At 64.4% G+C, this 19,968-nt stretch carries 16 protein-coding genes; 6 read left to right on the forward strand and 10 right to left on the reverse strand.

Annotation, left to right across the window (positions count from 1 at the left end):
- Positions 1–7: 7 nt before the first annotated feature.
- Complete coding sequence (locus ACFSC3_RS18765) at positions 8–1,006, reverse strand: LysR family transcriptional regulator (protein WP_380941635.1); 999 nt, start codon at positions 1,004–1,006, stop codon at positions 8–10.
- On the opposite strand from ACFSC3_RS18765, the gene ACFSC3_RS18770 reads away from it, so the two are divergent.
- From ACFSC3_RS18770 to ACFSC3_RS18790, 5 genes are all read left to right on the forward strand, one after another.
- Positions 996–2,498 (forward strand): CoA-acylating methylmalonate-semialdehyde dehydrogenase, encoded by a 1,503-nt coding sequence (locus ACFSC3_RS18770; protein ID WP_380941637.1) that lies wholly within the window; start codon positions 996–998, stop codon positions 2,496–2,498. The genes ACFSC3_RS18765 and ACFSC3_RS18770 overlap by 11 nt on opposite strands.
- Positions 2,499–2,500: 2 nt before the next feature.
- Positions 2,501–3,577 (forward strand): enoyl-CoA hydratase/isomerase family protein, encoded by a 1,077-nt coding sequence (locus ACFSC3_RS18775; RefSeq protein ID WP_380941639.1) that lies wholly within the window; start codon positions 2,501–2,503, stop codon positions 3,575–3,577.
- 1 nt (position 3,578) lies between these two features.
- The gene (gene mmsB, locus ACFSC3_RS18780) at positions 3,579–4,463 is read left to right on the forward strand and encodes a 3-hydroxyisobutyrate dehydrogenase (protein WP_380941641.1); all 885 of its coding nucleotides are present in this window, start codon (positions 3,579–3,581) and stop codon (positions 4,461–4,463) included.
- Positions 4,460–5,209 (forward strand): electron transfer flavoprotein subunit beta/FixA family protein, encoded by a 750-nt coding sequence (locus ACFSC3_RS18785; protein WP_380941643.1) that lies wholly within the window; start codon positions 4,460–4,462, stop codon positions 5,207–5,209. Before mmsB ends, ACFSC3_RS18785 begins: the two co-directional genes overlap by 4 nt.
- 91 nt (positions 5,210–5,300) lie before the next feature.
- Complete coding sequence (locus ACFSC3_RS18790; RefSeq protein WP_380941645.1) at positions 5,301–6,230, forward strand: electron transfer flavoprotein subunit alpha/FixB family protein; 930 nt, start codon at positions 5,301–5,303, stop codon at positions 6,228–6,230.
- Positions 6,231–6,474: 244 nt separating this feature from the next.
- On the opposite strand, the gene ACFSC3_RS18795 is transcribed toward ACFSC3_RS18790, so the two are convergent.
- The 3 genes from ACFSC3_RS18795 to ACFSC3_RS18805 form a co-directional block, all read right to left on the reverse strand.
- Positions 6,475–7,107, reverse strand: a complete 633-nt coding sequence (locus tag ACFSC3_RS18795; protein ID WP_380941647.1) for a hypothetical protein — start codon at positions 7,105–7,107, stop codon at positions 6,475–6,477.
- 3 nt (positions 7,108–7,110) lie between these two features.
- The gene (locus ACFSC3_RS18800; RefSeq protein ID WP_380941649.1) at positions 7,111–7,641 is read right to left on the reverse strand and encodes a hypothetical protein; all 531 of its coding nucleotides are present in this window, start codon (positions 7,639–7,641) and stop codon (positions 7,111–7,113) included.
- Positions 7,642–7,793: 152 nt separating this feature from the next.
- On the reverse strand, positions 7,794–11,324 hold the full coding sequence (locus ACFSC3_RS18805) for a MobA/MobL family protein (RefSeq protein ID WP_380941651.1): 3,531 nt from the start codon (positions 11,322–11,324) through the stop codon (positions 7,794–7,796).
- 423 nt (positions 11,325–11,747) lie between these two features.
- Between ACFSC3_RS18805 and ACFSC3_RS18810 the strand changes: the two genes are divergently transcribed.
- Positions 11,748–12,668 (forward strand): hypothetical protein, encoded by a 921-nt coding sequence (locus tag ACFSC3_RS18810; RefSeq protein WP_380941653.1) that lies wholly within the window; start codon positions 11,748–11,750, stop codon positions 12,666–12,668.
- Positions 12,669–12,750: 82 nt separating this feature from the next.
- Here the strand turns inward: ACFSC3_RS18810 and ACFSC3_RS18815 are convergent, their stop codons facing one another.
- The 6 genes from ACFSC3_RS18815 to ACFSC3_RS18840 all read right to left on the reverse strand — a co-directional run bounded on the left by ACFSC3_RS18815 (position 12,751) and on the right by ACFSC3_RS18840 (position 19,906).
- Positions 12,751–13,758 (reverse strand): hypothetical protein, encoded by a 1,008-nt coding sequence (locus ACFSC3_RS18815; RefSeq protein ID WP_380941655.1) that lies wholly within the window; start codon positions 13,756–13,758, stop codon positions 12,751–12,753.
- Between the two features lie 232 nt (positions 13,759–13,990).
- Positions 13,991–14,785, reverse strand: coding sequence for a hypothetical protein (locus ACFSC3_RS18820; RefSeq protein WP_380941657.1), 795 nt, complete (start codon positions 14,783–14,785; stop codon positions 13,991–13,993).
- Positions 14,772–15,470, reverse strand: coding sequence for a hypothetical protein (locus ACFSC3_RS18825; RefSeq protein ID WP_380941659.1), 699 nt, complete (start codon positions 15,468–15,470; stop codon positions 14,772–14,774). Before ACFSC3_RS18825 ends, ACFSC3_RS18820 begins: the two co-directional genes overlap by 14 nt.
- Before the next feature lie 1,266 nt (positions 15,471–16,736).
- Positions 16,737–17,390: a TetR/AcrR family transcriptional regulator gene (locus tag ACFSC3_RS18830; protein ID WP_380941661.1), complete on the reverse strand. Its 654-nt coding sequence runs from the start codon at positions 17,388–17,390 to the stop codon at positions 16,737–16,739.
- 30 nt (positions 17,391–17,420) lie between these two features.
- The gene (gene fabG / locus ACFSC3_RS18835) at positions 17,421–18,188 is read right to left on the reverse strand and encodes a 3-oxoacyl-ACP reductase FabG (RefSeq protein WP_380941663.1); all 768 of its coding nucleotides are present in this window, start codon (positions 18,186–18,188) and stop codon (positions 17,421–17,423) included.
- The gene (locus ACFSC3_RS18840; protein WP_380941665.1) at positions 18,185–19,906 is read right to left on the reverse strand and encodes a class I adenylate-forming enzyme family protein; all 1,722 of its coding nucleotides are present in this window, start codon (positions 19,904–19,906) and stop codon (positions 18,185–18,187) included. Before ACFSC3_RS18840 ends, fabG begins: the two co-directional genes overlap by 4 nt.
- Positions 19,907–19,968: the final 62 nt, after the last annotated feature.

Genomic DNA, 19,968 nt, shown 5'->3' on the forward strand with positions numbered 1-19,968 from the left:
CGACGGTTCAGGCATCGCTGCCCAGAAAATACTGCCTTCGCTCTTGGACGGCGGCGATCAGCCAGTCCTGAAACACGCGGATCCTCCGAAGCTCGCGGGTGTCGCGATGGGTTACGAGCCAGAACGTCCGCTCGATCTGTTTGTCCGGTATAATCGGACGTAACGCCGGATCGGCATCGCCGATGAAACGCGGCAGAACGCCTATTCCGGCACCGGCAGCAATCAGGCGATACTGCGCATTGATACTCGAACTGCGCAACGTCGCCGAAAGCTGAGGATCGATCTCGTCAAGGTATCGAAGCTCGGGCGCATAGAGGAGGTCGGGGATATATCCGACCAGCACCTGTCCCTGAAGATCGGCGACGCTGCGGAACGAAGCGCTGGACGCCGGATGGCCGGCGGCGGCGTAGAGCCTGAGACGATAGGACGACAGCTTCCGAGCTACCACCGGCCCCGATCGCGGCCGCGCGAGCATCACGGCAAGGTCGGTTTCCCGCTTGGACGGGCTGAGAAAGCCGGAGGTCGCGACGAGCTCGATCGTCGTACCGGGATGGGCCTGGTGAAACTGCTTCAGCACGTTGGCGATGAACCAGGTCCCAAAGCCTTCGGACACGCTCAGCCGGATCGTGCCGGAAAGCCCGCCGTTGTTTTGCGGCACATCCTGGATGCGCTCGGCCGCGCGGTGCATCTCCTCGACATGAACGAAGAGCCGTTCGCCGGCGTCGGTCAGAACATGACCGCCGCGTGTGTGTTCGAACAGGGTCACGCCCAATCGGCTTTCCAATCGCCGAATCCGCCGGCCGATAGTCGTCGCATCGACGCCAAGGCGTGATGCCGCGCGAGAGAGTTGCCCCACTTGAGCGAGAACCGAGAATTCCTGAAGCTCAGTCCAAGGGATCATTTCATCATCCTGCAGTTCTGCAGCCGGCATCTGCAAATACACAGCTTGCCTGCATCGTTGCAGCAATAGAGATGTCGTCGCAAGGAGACTTGCGATGCGCACCATCGACCATGTGATCGCCGGCAGCGGCAGCGGCGGGGCTGGGACCAGCCGGTTCGGCGACGTCTTCGACCCCAACAGCGGCCAGGTGCAGGCGCGCGTTGGCTTGGGCACCCCTGCGGATCTGGAGCGTGCGGTGGCGGCGGCGCGAGAAGCGCAGCCGGCATGGGCGGCGACCAACCCGCAGCGCCGCGCGCGCGTGCTGTTCAAGTTCAAGGATCTGATCGAGGCGAACATGGACGCGCTCGCCCACACGCTGTCGTCCGAACATGGCAAGGTCATCGCCGATGCCAAGGGCGACATTCAGCGCGGGCTGGAAGTCGTCGAGTTCGCCTGCGGCATCCCCCACGCGCTGAAGGGCGAATACACCCAGGGCGCCGGGCCAGGCATCGACGTCTATTCGATGCGGATGCCGCTGGGCATCGGCGCGGGCATCACGCCGTTCAATTTTCCGGCGATGATCCCGATGTGGATGTTCGGCGTCGCCATCGCCTGCGGCAACGCCTTCATCCTGAAGCCGTCGGAGCGCGATCCGTCGGTGCCGGTGCGGCTGACCGAACTGATGCTGGAGGCGGGGCTGCCGGAGGGCGTGCTTCAGGTCGTTCACGGCGACAAGGAAATGGTCGACGCGATCCTCGACCACCCCGCCATCGCCGCCGTCAGCTTCGTCGGATCGAGCGACATCGCGCATTACGTCTACCAGCGGGGCGTCGCGGCGGGGAAGCGCGTGCAGGCGATGGGCGGCGCCAAGAACCATGGCATCGTCATGCCCGACGCCGACCTCGACCAGGTCGTCGCCGACCTGTCGGGCGCGGCGTTCGGCTCGGCAGGAGAGCGCTGCATGGCGCTGCCGGTCGTGGTGCCGGTGGGCGAGAAGACCGCCGACGCCCTGCGCGAAAAGCTGATCCCGGCGATCGATGCGTTGCGGGTCGGCGTGTCGACCGATGCGGAGGCGCATTACGGCCCGGTCGTGAACGCCGCGCACAAGCAGCGGGTCGAAAACTGGATCCAGACCGGCGTCGACGAAGGCGCCGAACTGGTCGTCGATGGCCGCGGCTTCTCGCTCCAGGGGCACGAGCAGGGCTTCTTCATTGGCCCGAGCCTGTTCGACCGCGTGACGCCGCAGATGCAGAGCTACAAGGAAGAGATTTTCGGCCCCGTTCTTCAGATGGTCCGCGCCCCCGACTTCGAAACCGCGGTGCGCCTGCCGAGCGAGCATCAATACGGCAACGGCGTCGCCATCTTCACCCGCAACGGCCACGCCGCGCGCGAATTCGCCGCACGGGTCGAAGTCGGCATGGTCGGCATCAACGTGCCGATCCCGGTGCCGGTCGCGTACCACAGCTTCGGCGGGTGGAAGCGCAGCGCGTTCGGCGACGTCAACCAGCATGGCATGGAAGGCGTGCGGTTCTGGACGAAGGTCAAGACGGTGACACAGCGCTGGCCCGATGGCTCGCCCGACGGCGGCAACGCCTTCGTCATCCCGACGATGGCGTAAGGATGGACACGGACACGATCCTGGCCGGCGTGGATGGCGCTGCGGGTCGCCTACGCCTTAACCGGCCCAAGGCGCTCCACTCGCTTGACCTGGCGATGGTCCGTCAGATGACGCACGCGCTGCTGGCGTGGCGCGATGATCCCGACATCCGCATCGTGATGATCGACCATGCGCCCTCGACGGATGGCGATCCCAAATACGCGCGGGGCTTTTGCGCGGGTGGCGACGTGGTGACGATCGCCAAGGCGCTGGAAGGCCGCGAAAAGGCCGCGCGGTCGTTCTTCTACGAGGAATATCGCCTCAACCACCTGATGTACACGTTCCCGAAGCCGGGCGTGGCGTTCATGGACGGGGTGACGATGGGCGGCGGGGTCGGCATCGCCTGCCCATGCCGCTACCGCGTCGCGACCGAACGGACGGTGTTCGCGATGCCGGAGACGGCGATCGGCATCTTCCCCGACGTCGGCGGCGGGCGGTACCTGTCGCGCCTGCGCGGGCGGGTTGCGCAATATCTGGCGCTGACCTCCGCGCGGCTGACCGGTGCGGACTGCAAGGCGCTGCGCCTCGCGACGCATTACCTGCCGTCCGAAGCGCTGGATGAGGCCAAGCGCCGCGTCGCCGCCGATCCGTTCCGGGTGGAGGCGATCCTCGACGAACTGTCGGTCGCGCCGCCCGAGGCGGAAATCATGGCCCGCCTGCCGCTGATCGACCGCTGCTTCGCGAGCGACAATCTGGACGCAATCCTCGCCTGTCTCGACGCCGAGGACGACGCGTGGGCGACCAAGACCGCCGCCAGCATCCGCGCCAAGTCGCCGACCGCCTGCGCCGTCTCCCTGCGCATGCTGGTCGAAAGTCCGAAGCAGCCGCAATTCGTCGACGAGATGCGGATGGAATATGCGCTCATGGTCCGCATGATCGCCTTCCCCGACTTCGCCGAAGGGGTGCGCGCGCTGCTGATCGACAAGACGAACGATCCGCAGTGGCAGCCGCAGGCGGATACCGACCCGTTCTTCGAACCATTGCCCCCAATCGACGCCTGGAGCCCGCTCGACGGGTTTTCATCCGTAAGGAGCCTCTGACGTGGCTAAGCTGGCTTTCATCGGTCTCGGCAACATGGGCGGCGGGATGGCCGCTAACCTCGCGAAGGCCGGCCATGACGTCCGCGCCTTCGACCTGTCGGCCGACGCGCTTGATCGCGCGAGGGCGGCCGGCTGTCTGCCGGTCGAAAGCGCCGCGGCGGCATGCGACGGCGCAGAGGCGGTCATCACGATGCTGCCCGCGGGCCGCCACGTCGAAAGCGTCTATACCGACAGCATTTTCGACACGGCGCCCAAATCTGCGATTCTGATGGACTGCTCGACAATCGACGTCGCCACCGCAAAGCGCGTCGCTGAGGCGGCCGCTGCCAAGGGTCTGGCGATGGTCGATGCGCCTGTGTCCGGCGGGATCGGGGCAGCCAACGCCGGCACGCTGACCTTCATGGTCGGCGGCTCCGCGGCAGCGTTCGAGCGTGCCGAGCCTTTCCTGGGCGACATGGGCAAGTCGGTGATCCATGCAGGTAGCAACGGCAGCGGACAGGCGGCGAAGATCTGCAACAACATGCTGCTCGGTGCATCGATGGTCGCGACATGCGAGGCACTGGTGCTGGCCGAGAAGCTGGGGCTGGAGCCGCAAAAGTTCTACGACATCGCCAGCGTCTCGTCGGGATCATGCTGGTCACTCAACACCTATGCCCCGCTGCCCGCCGTTGGCCCGCAGACGCCGGCCGACAACGACTATCAGGGTGGCTTCGCCGCGGCTTTGATGCTGAAGGATCTGCGGCTGGCGATGGGCGCGGCCGGTAACGTCGGCGCCGACACGCCGATGGGACGCCGCGCGACCGAGCTGTACGAGGCGTTCGTCGCCGCAGACGCGGGCGGCCACGACTTCTCCGCGATTATCAGAACATTGGGAGCGACAGGATGAAGGTGCTGGTGCCGGTCAAGCGCGTGCTTGATTACAATGTGAAGCCCCGGGTGAAGGCCGACGGCAGCGGGGTCGACCTCGCCAACGTCAAGATGAGCATGAACCCGTTCGACGAAATCGCGGTCGAAGAGGCGATCCGCCTGAAGGAAAAGGGCGTCGCGACCGAAGTCGTCGCCGTCTCGATCGGCGAGCTCAAGGCGCAGGAAACGCTGCGCACCGCGCTGGCGATGGGGTGCGACCGCGCGATCCTGATCACGTCGGAGGAGAAAGTCGAGCCGCTGGGCGTCGCGAAGCTGCTGAAGGCGATCTGCGACGAGGAACAGCCCGGTCTCGTGATCCTCGGCAAGCAGGCGATCGACGACGACAATAACCAGACCGGCCAGATGCTGGCCGCGCTGACCGGCTGGGGCCAGGGCACCTTCGCATCGAAAGTCGAGGTCGCCGACGGCAAGGTCGCGGTCACGCGCGAAGTCGATGGCGGCGCCGAGACCGACACGCTGACGCTGCCGGCGGTGGTCACCACGGATCTCCGCCTCAACGAGCCGCGCTATGCCTCGCTGCCGAACATCATGAAGGCGAAGTCCAAGCCGCTCGCGCAGAAGACCGCGGCCGACTACGGCGTCGACGTGAGCCCGCGCCTCACCACGCTGAAGGTCGAGGAGCCGGCCAAGCGCCAGGCGGGCGTCAAGGTCGCCGATGTCGACGAACTGGTCAGTAAGCTCAAGGCTCTGGGCATCGCGCAGTAACATCCCCCGTTCGTGCTGAGCGAAGTCGAAGCACGTGCCCGGAACACGCCCTTCGACAGGCTCAGGGCGAACGGACTGGAAGGATTTGGATATGAAAACCCTCGTTTGGGTCGAACACGACGGCCAGGCCGTCAAGGACGCCACGCTCGCCACGGTAACCGCCGCGGCCAAGCTGGGTGAAGTCCACCTGCTGGTTGCCGGCCAGGGTGTCGACGGCGTCGCTGCCGAAGCCGCCAGGATCGCCGGCGTCGGCAAGGTCCATGTCGCCGACGACGCAGCCTATGCGCATGCGTTGGCGGAGAATGTCGCGCCGCTGGTCAATTCGCTGATGGACAGCCACGACGCCTTCGTCGCGCCGGCCACCTCGGGCGGCAAGAACATCGCGCCGCGCGTCGCCGCCCTGCTCGACGTCATGCAGGTCAGCGACATCCTGTCGGTCGAGGGGCCGGACACGTTCACGCGGCCGATCTACGCCGGCAACGCGATCGCGACCGTGCAGACGAAGGACGCGAAGCTGGTCCTGACCGTCCGCGGCACCGCGTTCGAAAAGGCGGCGACCGAGGGTGGCTCGGGCACGATCGAGGCCGTCGCCTCGACCGGCGACGCGGGCGTGTCGACCTTCTCCGGCAGCGAGATTGCGAAGCTGGAACGCCCGGAGCTGACGAGCGCAAAGGTGATCGTCTCGGGCGGCCGTGCGCTGGGGTCGGGCGAGAAGTTCGTCGAGTTGATCGAACCGCTGGCCGACAAGCTGGGCGCCGCGGTCGGCGCATCGCGCGCTGCCGTGGACGCAGGCTATGTCCCGAACGACTATCAGGTCGGCCAGACCGGCAAGATCGTCGCCCCGGAAGTATATATCGCGGTCGGTATCTCGGGCGCGATCCAGCATCTGGCGGGCATGAAGGATTCGAAGGTCATCGTCGCGATCAACAAGGACGAGGATGCACCGATCTTCCAGGTCGCCGACGTCGGGCTGGTGGGCGACCTGTTCAAGGTCGTACCGGAGTTAACCGAAAAGCTCTGATCAGCTGTGCGTACCCTCGCCCGTTCGCTATTCGATTTTGGCAGCGAACGCGGCCGGAGTTAGCTCAGCCAAACGACCAGTGCGGTCGTTCGGTGTTGTAAGCGTCGTTTCAGCGGGCGAAGATCGAGCGCCGCCGCTGGTCACCGATAACATGTTTGGAACGTGGGACATCCGCAAATGGGTGTCACGGCATAGCTGTTACCTGCGCGGCCATCTCAATCCGCGCAGGTAGCATTCTATGGCATTACTCGGCGGGCAACCTCGCCAACGCCGCGCGCACACGCTGCCAGTCTGCTGCGAAAGCACGGTGCATATCGGCGGGACCGTCCTCAAACATCGGATGAACGGCAGAATAGCCCGACAGGTGATGCGTGAGCACCGGCGTGATAATATGCACGTGAGGCCCCCGGCTCGACCGAATATCCGATGGCATGTGCTGCACGATTAGGCTGCTGAGTGCCTTGGGCTGCAGACACAACGCCACGTGCATGTACGCGGCGTGCATCATAGCATGACGCGGCAGCGATGGTGAGAAGCGCAGCGTCTGGATCACCGCGAGCAGGTTCTGCCCCGGCAGGACAGCCGCGTCATAGCTTTCAAAGAAAGCCTTCGGCCCGCTGACATCGGCAACGCCATTTGCCTGGACCAATCGATGATCCGCGGCCGTAATCACCCACTCTGCGTCCGCAGCCGTTATCTCGGTGGCAGTCGGCTTGCGTGGCTGAAGCTTCGCACGAGCAAGGTCAGCAGTGCGATGAGCGTGCCCCTTCCCATCGCCCGACCAGAGTAGTGCGAAGCCGAAGTTGGCGTCAGGCCCGATCCGCGCCGGATCGTCGAATACCATGTCCATCGCCTTTGCGGGGCTCATCCAATCCATCGCTCAGCCCTCCATCGCGTGGCGGATCAGATCGCGGGCAGTGGCAAGCCCGCGACGATGATCGATCTGGTTGGAGAACGGCGCCTGGCGATGGTCCAGTGCGTCGCCACCCAGGCAAAACGAAGGCTGCGCGTCGATCGGCGCACGGTGATCGGGCACCAGCCAGATGCCGCCATCGGGCGCCACCCACGGCAGATGCGGTCCATACCAGTGGGCACCGAGCATCGACCACTGGCAGACCAGCGCCGACATCTGTGGAAGCCCGTCAGCCGACCGCATGACGGACAGCACCAGCGCGTCGCTGCGTGCCGCCCGCACTCCTGTCGAAACCGTGGCGCGCAGGGTCCGCGGATCGCTCGTGGTAGGCACGAGCAGGACCGAAGCTTCGGGGACGTAGAGGTAGTTCCAGAAGTCGTCCGGAAGGGCGATCGTGGCGTCCTTCTCGATCGTCCATCCGGCGGCTTTGACGAGCGTAAGGCTCGCGTCAATTACCTGCGCTTCCGCGATGCGGCGCGTGTGATTGTCGTTGGTCACTTGGGGTCTTCTCGTTCGGCGCTGACGCCGGCTGCGAGCGTGCGAGGCGCACGGGAAATTTCACCTTACGGTACAGCCGCAGGCTCCTTCACAATCCCCCTTCATCGCGATCGACGTACCGCAACCGCGGTCGTCAGCGTGACGCTTTCGCTTCAGTCTCCACGGTCGCGCCCAAGGGACGGCGACGAGGTGGCTGCCACCCCTGTCTGGTCGATCACCGCCCAGTCTTGTCGTAAGTCCCGATCGGCCGGCAGCGCCATCGCGGCAGCAACCAGAAGAGAGTAGCCGCAGTCGCTCGTCGCAAAGGCGCGAAGACGGTCGAGGGCGTCCTCGGACACGCCTGCGGCCATCAGCTTGCCGCGCTCGATCTTGAGCGACACCCGCCCCTTGACCAGATCATTCATCGGCGCGTTGAGCGCCGTATCGAATGCTGACCGGTTCGCCGACGACAGGCGCTGATAGAGGGTGTGCTGCCGGAAGTTTTCGACGACCTGCCGCCCCACTTTTAGACGCTCCGGTCGAGCATCCGCAGCGGCAGATGGTTCCACGTCGCGTGGCACTGCCGGGTCGGCGGACAACGCCCCAGACCGCCGACGCGCCTGCTGACGAGCGCGCTCCATTGCTGTCGTTTGTGGGCGGGGCTCGACTGTTCGCGGCGCCGGCGGCGTGGCGACTTCATCTGTCGTCCGGATCGTCCGAGCGTCATTGAGCGATACTGAGATTTCCTGGCCCTTGGGCTCCACGTCGTCATTCAATCGAACCACATCTGTCGACGCCGCCGGCACGTCGAGGCCTATCGTGCCGATGCTCGCTGGCGCTTGTTCGATTGTTTCCGTCACGGCTTCAGCGCGCGCCGCTTCTTGGTTAGGGTCAAGGTGTCCTGGCTCGCATACGCCAGCGGCTGGCAGCCCCTCCATCAGCGGCGTTTCAACTGACGAAGGCGTGGGATCAGGCGAAGATTTCAGGTGAATGTCTTCGGCTTGTCGAACCTGTGCTTCAACGACCTCGCGGGGCGGTGCCGCCGCATCGGAGAGCACCGAATCCGGTCGTTTCAGCACCCCGCTTAGATCCTCGCCGGCTCGATCCTTAGCTGAAGGCGGTGGCGACGCACGCCCGTCCGGTGAATCTTGTGTCGATGACGCAGCGGGCGCCGTCGTCCCAGCACTTTCGACCGGGCCAACAGTTGCACTCGACAGCGTCGACTTCACGTCTGCAATGGGCCGGCCCGCCGGCAGTTGTACCACTGACGCTGGCACTTCCCCTGGCCCCTGCCCCACATTATCACGCATCAAGTTTACTAGTGGCGGAGCCGCCTTTGGTGCCGACGCGGATTCGCCAGGACCTCGGGATTCCCCTAGCGGCAGCGACACGAGCGGCGATGATACCGGGGCCGCGGAAGCGACACGCTGCTCGCGGTGAGCGGCCCGCTGGGACAGGTTGAACTGCGCCTGTGCAGCCGGCAATCCGTCGCTGAAGGTCGGGTGATGTCGATAAAGGCGATAGTGCCGTCTGACGGTTCGATGCGCCGGGCCCGGATCGATCCCAAGCAGCGCCCCTTCGCCATGCACGGCGATATGGGCGAGCACCCGTCCGATCTCCTGCTCCTGTCGTTTGCCGGCCTCCTGAATCACGGCGTCGAAACGCTTGCGATACGGTTGCCGGGCCACCAGCGCGCGATCGGCGGCGCGCAGGCCGGTGGCCGCAAATCGCTCGCCATCGCCGCTCGACCGGACAAGGAATACGAAACGGTCTGCAGGGGTCGCCCACTCGGCCGATCGCTGTCGATAAAGATGCTCGGCGAGCGCCTCGAAATGCGCGTCGCCATCGAGCGGTTCGGGATGGCGGGCGGGCAGCAGCACAGTGTCATCCGCCCAGCGCCGGGACGCCGGACGGAGCGTCTCGCGAGTATCCCGCTCCGCAATCGCGATCCCGATCTCCTGATCGATTTCGGCCAGTCGCCGACGGATATCCACGACCTCGCGGCGAGCCATCGTCAGCGCATCATCGTGCGGCTCGATCGCCTCGTTGACCGCGTAGAGATGAGCCTCGGCGAGGTCGTTGCGGGCACGATAGGTTGCGACCGCCCTGGCCTCTGCGGCACTAGCCGAACCGTCCTCGATCGCGGCTAAAGTATCGGATGTTTTGGCAGCCAATCGTTCCGCGGCGGATCGCGCCATCTCAGCAGACAGCTCGCATTCTGCAATCGCCCGCAGCATCTTACCGAGGCGCTCTGTCGCCTCCCCATGCTCACGCCGCAGCTTGGCCAGGGCTGCGTCCTCGTCAGCCGTCGCGCTATCGTCAATCATGCGCAGGGCGGCACGGTGCAGGTCGAGTTCGGCGGCGATCTCCCGCTCGGCTTGCCGCTGACGGCCCGACCAGGCTTTGATCGCATTGCGCCGGTCGATATCTACCGCGAAACCGGCGTCGACGAGCGCCGCTGCGGCGCTGCCCAGATGCTCACCCGGCTCCTGATCAATGCCCATCGCCTCGTAGGTGCGCGGGTCGTAGCGGCGACGGACACCACGGGCGATCAGCCGGTGGTTGACGATCTCGGCATAGGCCTGACGAAGCGCCGCCACGTCAGCGGCCGAGCGCTGTTTGAAACCCAGACGTGGAAGCTCGACCTTTGTCTTCTCTCCTAGCCGAACAGCGAGATCGCCCGCCTGTAACTTGCCGCCTCGAAATTCCCATTGTCCATCGTACCGCTGTCGGCATGAGCCGGGGAAAACGAGGATATGTGGATGACGATTACGGTGGTCGTTGCGATACGTCGGATCGTGTGCCGCGATCGTGTATTTAAAGCCCAGCTTGTCGAGCAGCGCGCCAAAAGCATCGGCGATCGCGCGGTTGTCCAGGTCGCTGAGTTCTTCAGGAAAATCGGCTTCTATCTGCCATTGCAGCACGCCACCCCGTGGTCGGACGTAATGGACCAATCGATCCCTTTTCCTGGCGCCATACCGATCGATGTCCAACGCCTCGGCCCATAGCTGGCCGTCCTCATCCAGTTCGATCCGATGGACGTCGCGCGCCAGTTTTCTGTCGCCTGCCTGCGGTGCTTCTACCGCTTTGCGGAGCGCCTCTCGAACGAGCAAAGGCGTCGTGTCTTCGTTAGCGAGACGCACCAGCTCGGACGGCTCGCCGCAGGCTGGCCGAACTTCCAGAGCCGGCGCCGATGGTGTCGACGCCGCAGCGTTCACCGCAGTCCAGAACCGTTCACGTTCGACCGGATTCGGCGAGATATTGCTGACAACAAAAGCCGTTCGGGAATGACCAAGCGCGCTTTCGTCCGCATCGACGATGTAACGCTCGTTGACCGCGGCCCGGCCGCGACCCGCCGGTTCTGCCGCCGTTACATAGCGCTCGAAGGCCAGAGCGCCGTTCGGTGCCTTTCCCTGCGCCGGCCTGACCTTGCTGATCGATGAGTAAGCAAAGTGAAAGCTCGTCGCCCCATCGCTCGTGCTCGGTCGCCAAGGCGGTGGCGCCGGGAAGCTCAAGTCGATGTCGCGGCGTGACCACCCGGCTCCGCCGCGACGCCGATCCGATGGCGTGTCAGCCTTGACCCGCCGTCCCGGCTTCGCGCCAGCAAGCTCCTCCAGCGCCTGCCGCGAGATCATCGCGCGGATCGCGGCGGTGGCGTGAAAGAGGCGGTCGGTCAGCTGCACGGTGGGCTCACGGGAGTTCATGTCATGGCAATAGGATGACTCCACCGTGCTGCGCCGGCCAGCCCCGCTCGAAAATAATCCTACCGCCTTCCGGAGCGACAGCGGCGGACCCACGCGACAGGCCTGGCGTCGCGTCCACGATCATCGGCCTTTCCAGCCGATTGATCGATCCTTCGGGGTGATGGGCCAGACAGCGCCCCCCATCCGCCGTAGTCGGCAGCGACTACAGTATTGCGCAAATACCTGCCTCTTTCCTCCTTCACTCGCATGCGGGCAGCACATGCGCGCGTACGCGGGACACACGCGTCGTATGTGCCGCGCACGCTTCCCGCCCGCCTCGCGCGCGATCCCCATTTTGCAGGTTGGGTTACCCCGCAGGCCCTCCAGATCGCAGGCATAGCGATGGGGCTTGGCACTCCGCCGGGTGGAATTCGGAGGTAGCAGATGGACGAATTGAACACCAGCAAACTGTCCGCTGAGATAAGACAGGCCCTAAGCTGTGTGATGGCAGAACTGGTCTTGACGGCACAGGAAGATCCGCTCGCGATCGAGCGCATCGCCGACCTTGCGGATGGGCCGCCGCGCGACACCCGGCTGCTCGGCCGGATGCTCGAGATTCTGCCCACCGAGCTCGACGCGCGGCCGTGGCTCGATTGGTGCGAAGGTGGCGCGGCGCCAGCAGCCGGTAAGCCGATGTTCGACCCGTCACATGGCCAGAAAAGGTCCGCCCGAGGGGCGTGGAAGTCTGCCGTCCGTCAGCGTAATGCCGCGGCCCAGGACGTTGCGACCGCGCGTGAAAACCTCGCCCTCGCCGAGGCGAAGCACGAGCTCTGCGAGCAGGCGGTGAAGGACGCCGACGCACATCTCCGGGCTGCGGTATGCTACCGGCTTTTGATCGATGAGAGCCGGATGCTCAACGGGGTGTTCGCCATGGGGCCGGCCTTCACGCTGCTGCGCGCAATCAGCACGTATCAGCGACGGGATCCGGTGTTCGAGACGACGCTTGACGATGAAGGTCGCGCGTGGATCGAGGAGCAGATCGCCAATCGCGAGGACACCGCCCGGATGATCATGGAAAGGCTCGACTTCTTCGCCGGCGATGCGAAGGTGGAGCTCAAGCTGCACCACGCAATCTACAAAGTACTGGCGGAGGTATATGCCGAAGTCGAAGCCGGACGGGCCGAGGCCAAGAAGGCAGGCAGGCCGCTGACCCCGATTGAAAAGCGGACCTTTAGGAACCACGAACAGCGCCGCACCAGCGTGCGCCGCGAAGGATTGCGAAACGACTATTCAGCCGTGCTCAATGGCTTTTCGATAGGACCGTCGAATGAGCCAAACGACGAGCCGTTCGACACCGACGAATAACGCAGACGAGCGGTCGAATGAGTAAAGCCCGGGCGCCTCATAATGGCGCCCGGGCTTTACTCGTCAGGGTATGGCGCCTCCGTCAGGCAGCCCGCAATTCTTCTTCCCGAATGAAGCGCCGCGGCACCCTCATTTTGAATTCGGTATAGCCTTCATAGCGCGACTTCCCGGACGTGATCTTTGCATCGCCAACGATCGTGTCATCGCCGAGAAGCCGATGCGCCGGATTGCCAAGCGCGCGCGCCACGGCTTCGGCATCTAGCGCGCTGTCGACACGCAGTTCGGAGCCGTGGATCAGTGCTGTCGGCGCGGTCTTCCCCAGCCGGGCGGACAGAAGAATCCGCCCCTCCCACAGCACAACCGAGACTGTGTTGCGGTCTCCTGACAGGTTCTCGTTGACCAGGTCAATCTGCCGCCAACCACTGCGCAGTTGGGCGATTATCTCTTTGGAAACGCGGCCATGCGCAGCAATCGCGGCATCGGCGAGCGCATCGATCTCGAACACCGCATCGTTGGCATCTAGGCGCGCCTTCATACGCTGCCGCCGCCGCTGCGACCGGGCCATCGAGGCAATGTCTCCCGCGAAGGCACGCGGCGTCGAGCGGCCGATCACCAGCTTCTCACTTTGAAGCATCGGACTCAGCGTCTCGATCGTGGCATCGAATTGCACTCGGCGCCAGTCGAACACCGCCCAGAACGGGAGCGGTTCCATCTCGAAGCTGATGAGTCGCATGCCCGCCATGGCACGTTCGATCGAGCTTTCGACGCGGTTACGAACGCCCGAAAAATGGTCGATGAAAGGTTCACGCTGCGTCGTCATTTCGGTGATGCGGGCGCGAAGTGCGCTGGCAATACTGACGTTGTCATGACCTTCGCTGGATCGCTCATCGACCAGCAGGATCAAGTCGACACCGTTGACTGCGAAGCGGATGCAGACACCGTCGTTGTCATCGCCCAGAGTGGCCGGCGATGCGGGCGTCACGGTAGTGACAGTGCCAGTCTCGGCGGCAATGCGTGATGCGATTTCTCGCACTTGGCTTGTCAAATCCGTAAGCTGCTGAGCGTCACGTTCTGCGGTGTCGATGGTCACTGTATCGATCCTTCAAAATTTCATTCGAACGACATCGTTCGCTCCCATAATCCTGATCAAATCTTGTCTAAGTCTTACGCCAGGCCGGGGCTTTCCCAACCTGCCATAATGGGATTAAATCTGTTGTGCGGCGTGGCACTTCCGTCAGCTCGGTCACCAGTCCTGAAAACTCACCTGCCCAGCTCTGGTACGTCCCCGGAAGACGGCAGGCGGGCGCGGCGGCTCGCCGTGATCAGGGACGGTCCTGATGGGCGGCGCGGAGGCGCTCGACCGCCGGGGACGCCGCCTGCCGCATCATCTCGATGGCGTCCGGAACCTCCAGGGAGATCGATGCTTGCGACATGACGAGTTGATCGGTGTACCAGCCCTTTATCTCCAAAGCCTTGGTGTCAAAGATCATGACGGTGGGCAGCGCCGCATCGTTCCGCACGCGGTCGAACGTCCGATCGAGATCGACCGACCAGAACGCTGCCTGCCGACCGCAGGGGCATGCGAAATCCGCCTGGATCGGTGTTCCCGGAGGCAGGCCCCACCAGTCCTCTAGGAACGCGGCGGCCGCGTCGGATTCGCAATAAGGCGGGAGCTCGCCGTCATCGACCGAAGCTGGTTCCAACTGGGCAGTTCGAAGGTGCGCGACGTGCATCTTCGCCGCGTCGTGGATGGCGGCCGCTACCGCGATGGCTTTCGCCCGGGGGTCGTCCAGGTCGGGGACGGGGTCGGGCAAGCAGAGCGACAGGCTGGTTGGAACGATGAACTCCCGATGCAGACTGGAGCCCATCATCTCCATCGTGACGCCGTCGCCTTCGTCGTCAAACTGGACCTCGAGCCACCGGTGCCCCGTGAGCGGGTCTGGGCTCTTTGCGAACTCCAAAAGGATTTGGTTGCCGTCCTTGATGCGTAGCTCAGACTTTCTGCCGATGAGGCATTTCAGTCGGTCGAGCTGGGCGTCGATCCGATCGAGTGACTCCGATCTGGATGGGTCGCGACCCAGGTCGTAGAATTCGGGAATCATCTTATGAGTGGTCATTCTGGATGGCCTCGGCGACGGTATACAGTCCAGCATCCTCATGTGCGTGGTCACGGCTTGCCGGCGTGTCTTGAAGCCGAAGGATGTTCCGAACCTCGGGAAGCGTCCGGCTGCGGAGGTAGTCCGCGAACTCGACTCCGTCGTCTGCGTCGATCGTGTAGCTGTCGCGCGTCAGAACGGTGCCGTCGAGGTGCGGCATGACGACATGCACGTAGAACACCTGCGCGTTCTCGTCCTCGACCCGCGGCTTCCCAAACACGTGGATGGGGGCCGGTTCCAGGCGAAGCAGTTCGAGGTCGATACCCTCGGCGGCGGCTTCCGCGAATACGTCTGCTGCGGCAGCGGCGATAGCGCGGCGGCTGGCCGCGGCGTTGGGTGCGCGGGCAATTGCGCGCTGCATGTTGAGGATGAAGTTTTCCGCGAGGTCGGCGCGGCGTTCCGGTGTGTCGATCTCGTCGCCAACGACCATAGCCGTCAGCAGGTGATCCATCCCGAGGCCCGCCCTGAACTCGACGCTGAGGGTGGCGACATCTGACGGCGCACTGCTGCTTAGCCGGATGCTCATGCGATCGCCGATGAGCATCGACCGAAGCCCGGCGACCTTCGCCTTTTCCATTAGCTGGCATTCGAAGGCTCTGATGTCGCCCATCAGATCGTTCGGTGTGACGGCTGCGTTGTCGTTCATTGGTTTCATTGCTCCAGGTTGGTTCACTCCACCAAATTCGTTCTTCCGCGCAGAGCGTGGGTCAGGGTTGCGTCCGTGGATCGGGTGCACACAGGGTGAGCCGCACGGCGTATGTCGCGGCGATCGCGGTCATGACGTTCGCCTGCTTGGCGGCACTGCAATTCTGGGCGCGATAAAGCGCCCTCGTTTGCTCGCCGGCTATCCAGAATGGTTTGGATGATGCCTGACATAGGGCGAACGCTGAGCGATCGACGCTGACAGGAGATCGGGGCCAGCTCAGCCGCGCAAGGTTTCCTCACCCTTGGGGCAAAGTGTGTCGAGCTGCCGTTCTGCGAACATGTGACGCGGCAACACGGCTTCGCTCACGGCGGAGTGATTAGCGCGATCGGTGACACCGCCGGCGGCTAGGCCGCGGCAACCATGTTGTCCGACGAGCGGACGTGCTGTCGCTCGACTACCCGATCTTTACACCTTCCCGGTAAGGCTGTCCTGCACACTGAGAGGACCCGATGGACCAGTTACAGCCCCACCCCCTAGAAATCCTTGTTCGAAATGCGGCAGCCCTGAAGAATTGGTCTCACGGTCAGCGATCAGGAGAGTCATCGCAGGCGCTTGGCGCACTTGGCGAGATCCTTGCGGCGATCCACCTAAAGGCTGACATAGTGAGCCACGAGACAAATTGTTATGATCTTGTCGCTGGATCAACCCGGATCGAGGTGAAGACGAACGGCGGCCGGATGTCCGGCAGCAAGGATTGCGTGTTGGTAGCGCGCGTGGAGGTCGCGGCGAGCGCGGGTGGCGGCGTTTCCGTAGAAAGCATCTCTACCCGCCCTCACCCGGATCCTGCCGACGGGCACTCGCACTGGACCCGGCTCCCCAACTTCAAATCTTTCCGAGTGCTCTGAAGCAAAAAAGTTGTCGGAATCGCCCCGACGAGATCGGAATGAATGGAGTGCCGAGGGGCGATTTGCGCGTTCGTCCGACAGCACCCGAGGGCATTGCACCGCCTCAGTCGAATGAGCGGCAACGTCTGAGATTAGGCATGAGCTGGAGGGCAGCCTACGGCCGCGCGGAGGTGCTCGCTCTTCCCGTCGAACCCTAGAACCTCGACCCAGAACCGGTCGTTCGTCGCCAGTTCTACGACCACCAGCTTCGGCCATTCATTCATCCTCACGAAGTCGATCCGATGACGTTTAGGGGCCTCTCAGATCCAAAAGCCAATTATCCGGTCAGCAGCTACCGAAAGCCGCGTACGTCAGAACCAGATCAATATGGTGCCTCTAGCCCCGACAGCACCATTTCTGCAAAGACCTTCCCGACCTCTTCGGCCGGCTCTGACTTATCGGGTCGAAACCAGCGGTGGGTCCAGTTGAGCATGCCCAGGATACCATAGGCGACCGTGCGCGCGGAACCGACGCGGCGGAAGCTGCCGTCGGCATAACCCTGTTCGACGATATCGACGATGGACTGCTCGATGCTGCGATTGAGCGCACGCATCTGAGACGACCAATCCGAGCGCTTGTCGCTGACGTGGGTAAGGTCTTCGCGGATATAGATATACAGCAGCGGATAGTTGCTGGCATAGGAAATCATCATAGACGTGACGAGTTCGCGAAGCTTGCGGTTGGGGCTGATCGCGCTGCTGGCGATGCGGCGGGCGAGTTCGTCGTTACCCTCCAAGACCGAGCGCACGATCTCGTCGAACATCTGCTCCTTCGACGAGAAATAATAATAGAGCGTGGCGCGATCGATGCCGAGTTCGGCGGCGACCGCACTGACGCTGGCACCCTTGTAGCCCAGGCGGTTGAATACACGGATCGCAGCGTCGGAGATTTCCTGGCGCCGGCTGGCATAGGACACGCTGGCATCCTTGCCTGCCGCCGAGCGCCGCTTTCCGATCAACGACGTCTGTTCGGCCAAGCGATCAATTCCTTTGCATAGACGCCTGCGTTAACCGCGCGGCGCGCCGGCGACGTATAGGACCTGACCGGTGACGAAGGAAGAACGCGGATCGGCGAAATACGATACGGCGTGCGCGATGTCTTCAGGCTGGCCGGGGCGTTCGACATGGATCGTCTTCAGCATCTCGTCGACCATGGCATCCATCGTCATGCCCATCCGCTCGGCGACGGCGCGGGTCATATCGGTCACGACGAAGCCGGGCGCGACCGCGTTGGCCGTGATGCCGTAACGACCGAGCTCGATCGCCAGCGTGCGGGTAAGCCCCTGGACACCCGCCTTGGCCGCAGAGTAATTGGCCTCGCCGACCGCACCCAGCGCGGCGATGCTCGACAGGTTGACGATCCGGCCCCAGCGGCAAGCCCGCATATGCGGCTGCACCGCGCGGCACATCAGGAACGCCGACCGCAGGTTGACGCTCAGCACGCTGTCCCAGTCGTCGGTGCTCATCTTCGCCAGCGTCCGGTCGCGCAGAATGCCGGCGTTGTTGACCAGCACGGTCGGGGGCCCGAGGGCGTCGACGACCGCTGTAACTGCTGTCTCCACCGCAGCCTCGTCAGCGACGTTGGCCGCGACCGCAAAGCCACGCCGACCCGTCGCGCACACCGCGGCCAGCGTGGCGTCGCACGCGTCGCGATCGAGATCGATCACCGCGATGTCATGGCCGTCCTGCGCCAGCCGCGTCGCGATCGCGGCACCGATCCCACGCGCGCCGCCGGTGACGATCGCGATGCGCGTTTCGGGCGGAATAAAGGTCATTGTTCGGTCATCCCCAACATCGTCTGCGCCTTCTGCGATAGGAGGAACTTGCGCGCGCGGCCCGATGCGGTGGTTGGGATGTCCTCAGCGCTGACGATCAGCACGTGACGCGGCACCTTGAACCGGGCCAACCGCGCGGTAACCAGCGCCTGCATTTCGGCAGCATCCAGCGTTGCCCCCGGTCGCGCGACGAGGAAGGCGACGCCGACCTCGCCCATCCGCTCGTCGGGGATCGGAACGACCTGGGCCTGCACGACATCGGGGTGGGTTGTCAGCAGATCCTCGATCTCGGTCGGCAGCACCTGTTCGCCGCCGCAGCGGTAGGACTCCTTTGTCCGACCGACCAGCGTGATATAGCCGTCGGCGTCGATCCGCCCGAGGTCACCGGTCTTCAGCCAACCGTCGGCATCGAAGGCGGCGGCGGTCGCTTCGGGCTTGTTGTAATAACCGCGCGTGACGCCCGGTCCCCTGGCGACGAGTTCGCCCATTTCCCCGGCACCAACCTCGCCTCCGGTTTCGGGGTCGACGACGCGATAGGTGACGATGCGGTTGCCTATCGTCGGGTCGCCCGCTGGGCCGACATCGCGCTGGCGGCCGTTGGTAGTCAGCAACCGCGCCATGCCGTCATCGGGGCGGGTCACGGTGGTGGAGGCGGTCGTCTCGGTCATGCCGTAGCCTGTGGTGATCTCGGCGACTCCCAGAACGTCGTGGATCGCCTGCCACACGCGCTCGGGCGCGCGGCCGCCCGATGCCAGCACCGCGTACCACGACGACAGGTCGTACGAACCCGCTTCCGCGGCATCGATCACCGCCAGCGTCATCGCCGGCACCAGCAGCGCATCTGTCGCGCGATGGCGCTCGACGGCGGCAAGCGTCGCCGCAGCGTCGAAGCGCAGCTGCGGGACGATCGCCCCGCCCACAAACGGCACCGCCAGCAGCCCTTCGACATAACCGAACACATGGTACATCGGCAGCGAGAACAGGATGCGACGGCCGTCCTCAAATGCACGGGCATAGGCGGCGCCGAAGGCCGTGCGCATCAGCATGTCGTGGGTCAGTTGCACGCCCTTGGGCAGGCCAGTAGTGCCTGAAGTATAGATGATGTCGCAATCTGCGTGAGGATCGACCGCCAGATGCGCAAGCGCCGGATCGATCGGAAGGTCCAGCGCGGCGAAGGGTATGGCCCCGTCGCGGGACGGACCCTCCCCAGTCGCAAGGACGACGACCTGTTTCAACCGGGGCAGTGCCGCCCCGCCACCATCGGCTTCCCAGCCGGGCGCGATCTGATCGAGCGCGTCGAGGTAATCGACGTCGCGAAACCTATCCATCGTGACGAGAACGATCGAGTCGGATTGTTCAAGGAGGTAACGCAATTCGTCGCGACGATTGAGGATGTTGATCGGGACGGCGACCGCACCGAGCCGTGAGATCGCATATTTCAGCGCTACGAATTCGGGCTGGTTGCCCAACACCATCGCGACCTTGTCGTCGTTTCCAACGCCCAGCGCGTGCAGGCCGCTGGCGATCCGCCGTGACCAGTCTGCCATCTCGCCGTAAGTCCAGTTATGCCCGTCCGTGATGACGAACGGACGGTCGCGGAAGCCGGTTTCGACGGCGTGATCGAGCGTGGCGTGCAACGTCCGCGCGGTCCAGTCCGGGTAGCGCGCGCGGATCGCCGCCTGACGTTTCGCCACCGACATCGCAGGTCCGTCCGTCACGCCATATCCTCCACCTCGCCGGGCGGCTCGATCGGGCCGCTTCGACGATGGAAATTACGCAC

The organism is Sphingomonas floccifaciens (assembly GCF_042681125.1).
In the GTDB taxonomy this organism is placed as follows: Bacteria; Pseudomonadota; Alphaproteobacteria; order Sphingomonadales; family Sphingomonadaceae; genus Sphingomonas; species Sphingomonas floccifaciens.

Bases quoted from the DNA above. Each gene is read 5' to 3' on its own strand.
- ACFSC3_RS18770 (WP_380941637.1), top strand. From the start codon at position 996: ATGCGCACCATCGACCATGTGATCGCCGGCAGCGGCAGCGGCGGGGCT.
- ACFSC3_RS18765 (WP_380941635.1), bottom strand. From the start codon at position 1,006: ATGGTGCGCATCGCAAGTCTCCTTGCGACGACATCTCTATTGCTGCAA.
- ACFSC3_RS18775 (WP_380941639.1), top strand. From the start codon at position 2,501: ATGGACACGGACACGATCCTGGCCGGCGTGGATGGCGCTGCGGGTCGC.
- ACFSC3_RS18785 (WP_380941643.1), top strand. From the start codon at position 4,460: ATGAAGGTGCTGGTGCCGGTCAAGCGCGTGCTTGATTACAATGTGAAG.
- ACFSC3_RS18790 (WP_380941645.1), top strand. From the start codon at position 5,301: ATGAAAACCCTCGTTTGGGTCGAACACGACGGCCAGGCCGTCAAGGAC.
- ACFSC3_RS18795 (WP_380941647.1), bottom strand. From the start codon at position 7,107: ATGGATTGGATGAGCCCCGCAAAGGCGATGGACATGGTATTCGACGAT.
- ACFSC3_RS18805 (WP_380941651.1), bottom strand. From the start codon at position 11,324: ATGAACTCCCGTGAGCCCACCGTGCAGCTGACCGACCGCCTCTTTCAC.
- ACFSC3_RS18810 (WP_380941653.1), top strand. From the start codon at position 11,748: ATGGACGAATTGAACACCAGCAAACTGTCCGCTGAGATAAGACAGGCC.
- ACFSC3_RS18820 (WP_380941657.1), bottom strand. From the start codon at position 14,785: ATGACCACTCATAAGATGATTCCCGAATTCTACGACCTGGGTCGCGAC.
- ACFSC3_RS18825 (WP_380941659.1), bottom strand. From the start codon at position 15,470: ATGAACGACAACGCAGCCGTCACACCGAACGATCTGATGGGCGACATC.
- fabG (WP_380941663.1), bottom strand. From the start codon at position 18,188: ATGACCTTTATTCCGCCCGAAACGCGCATCGCGATCGTCACCGGCGGC.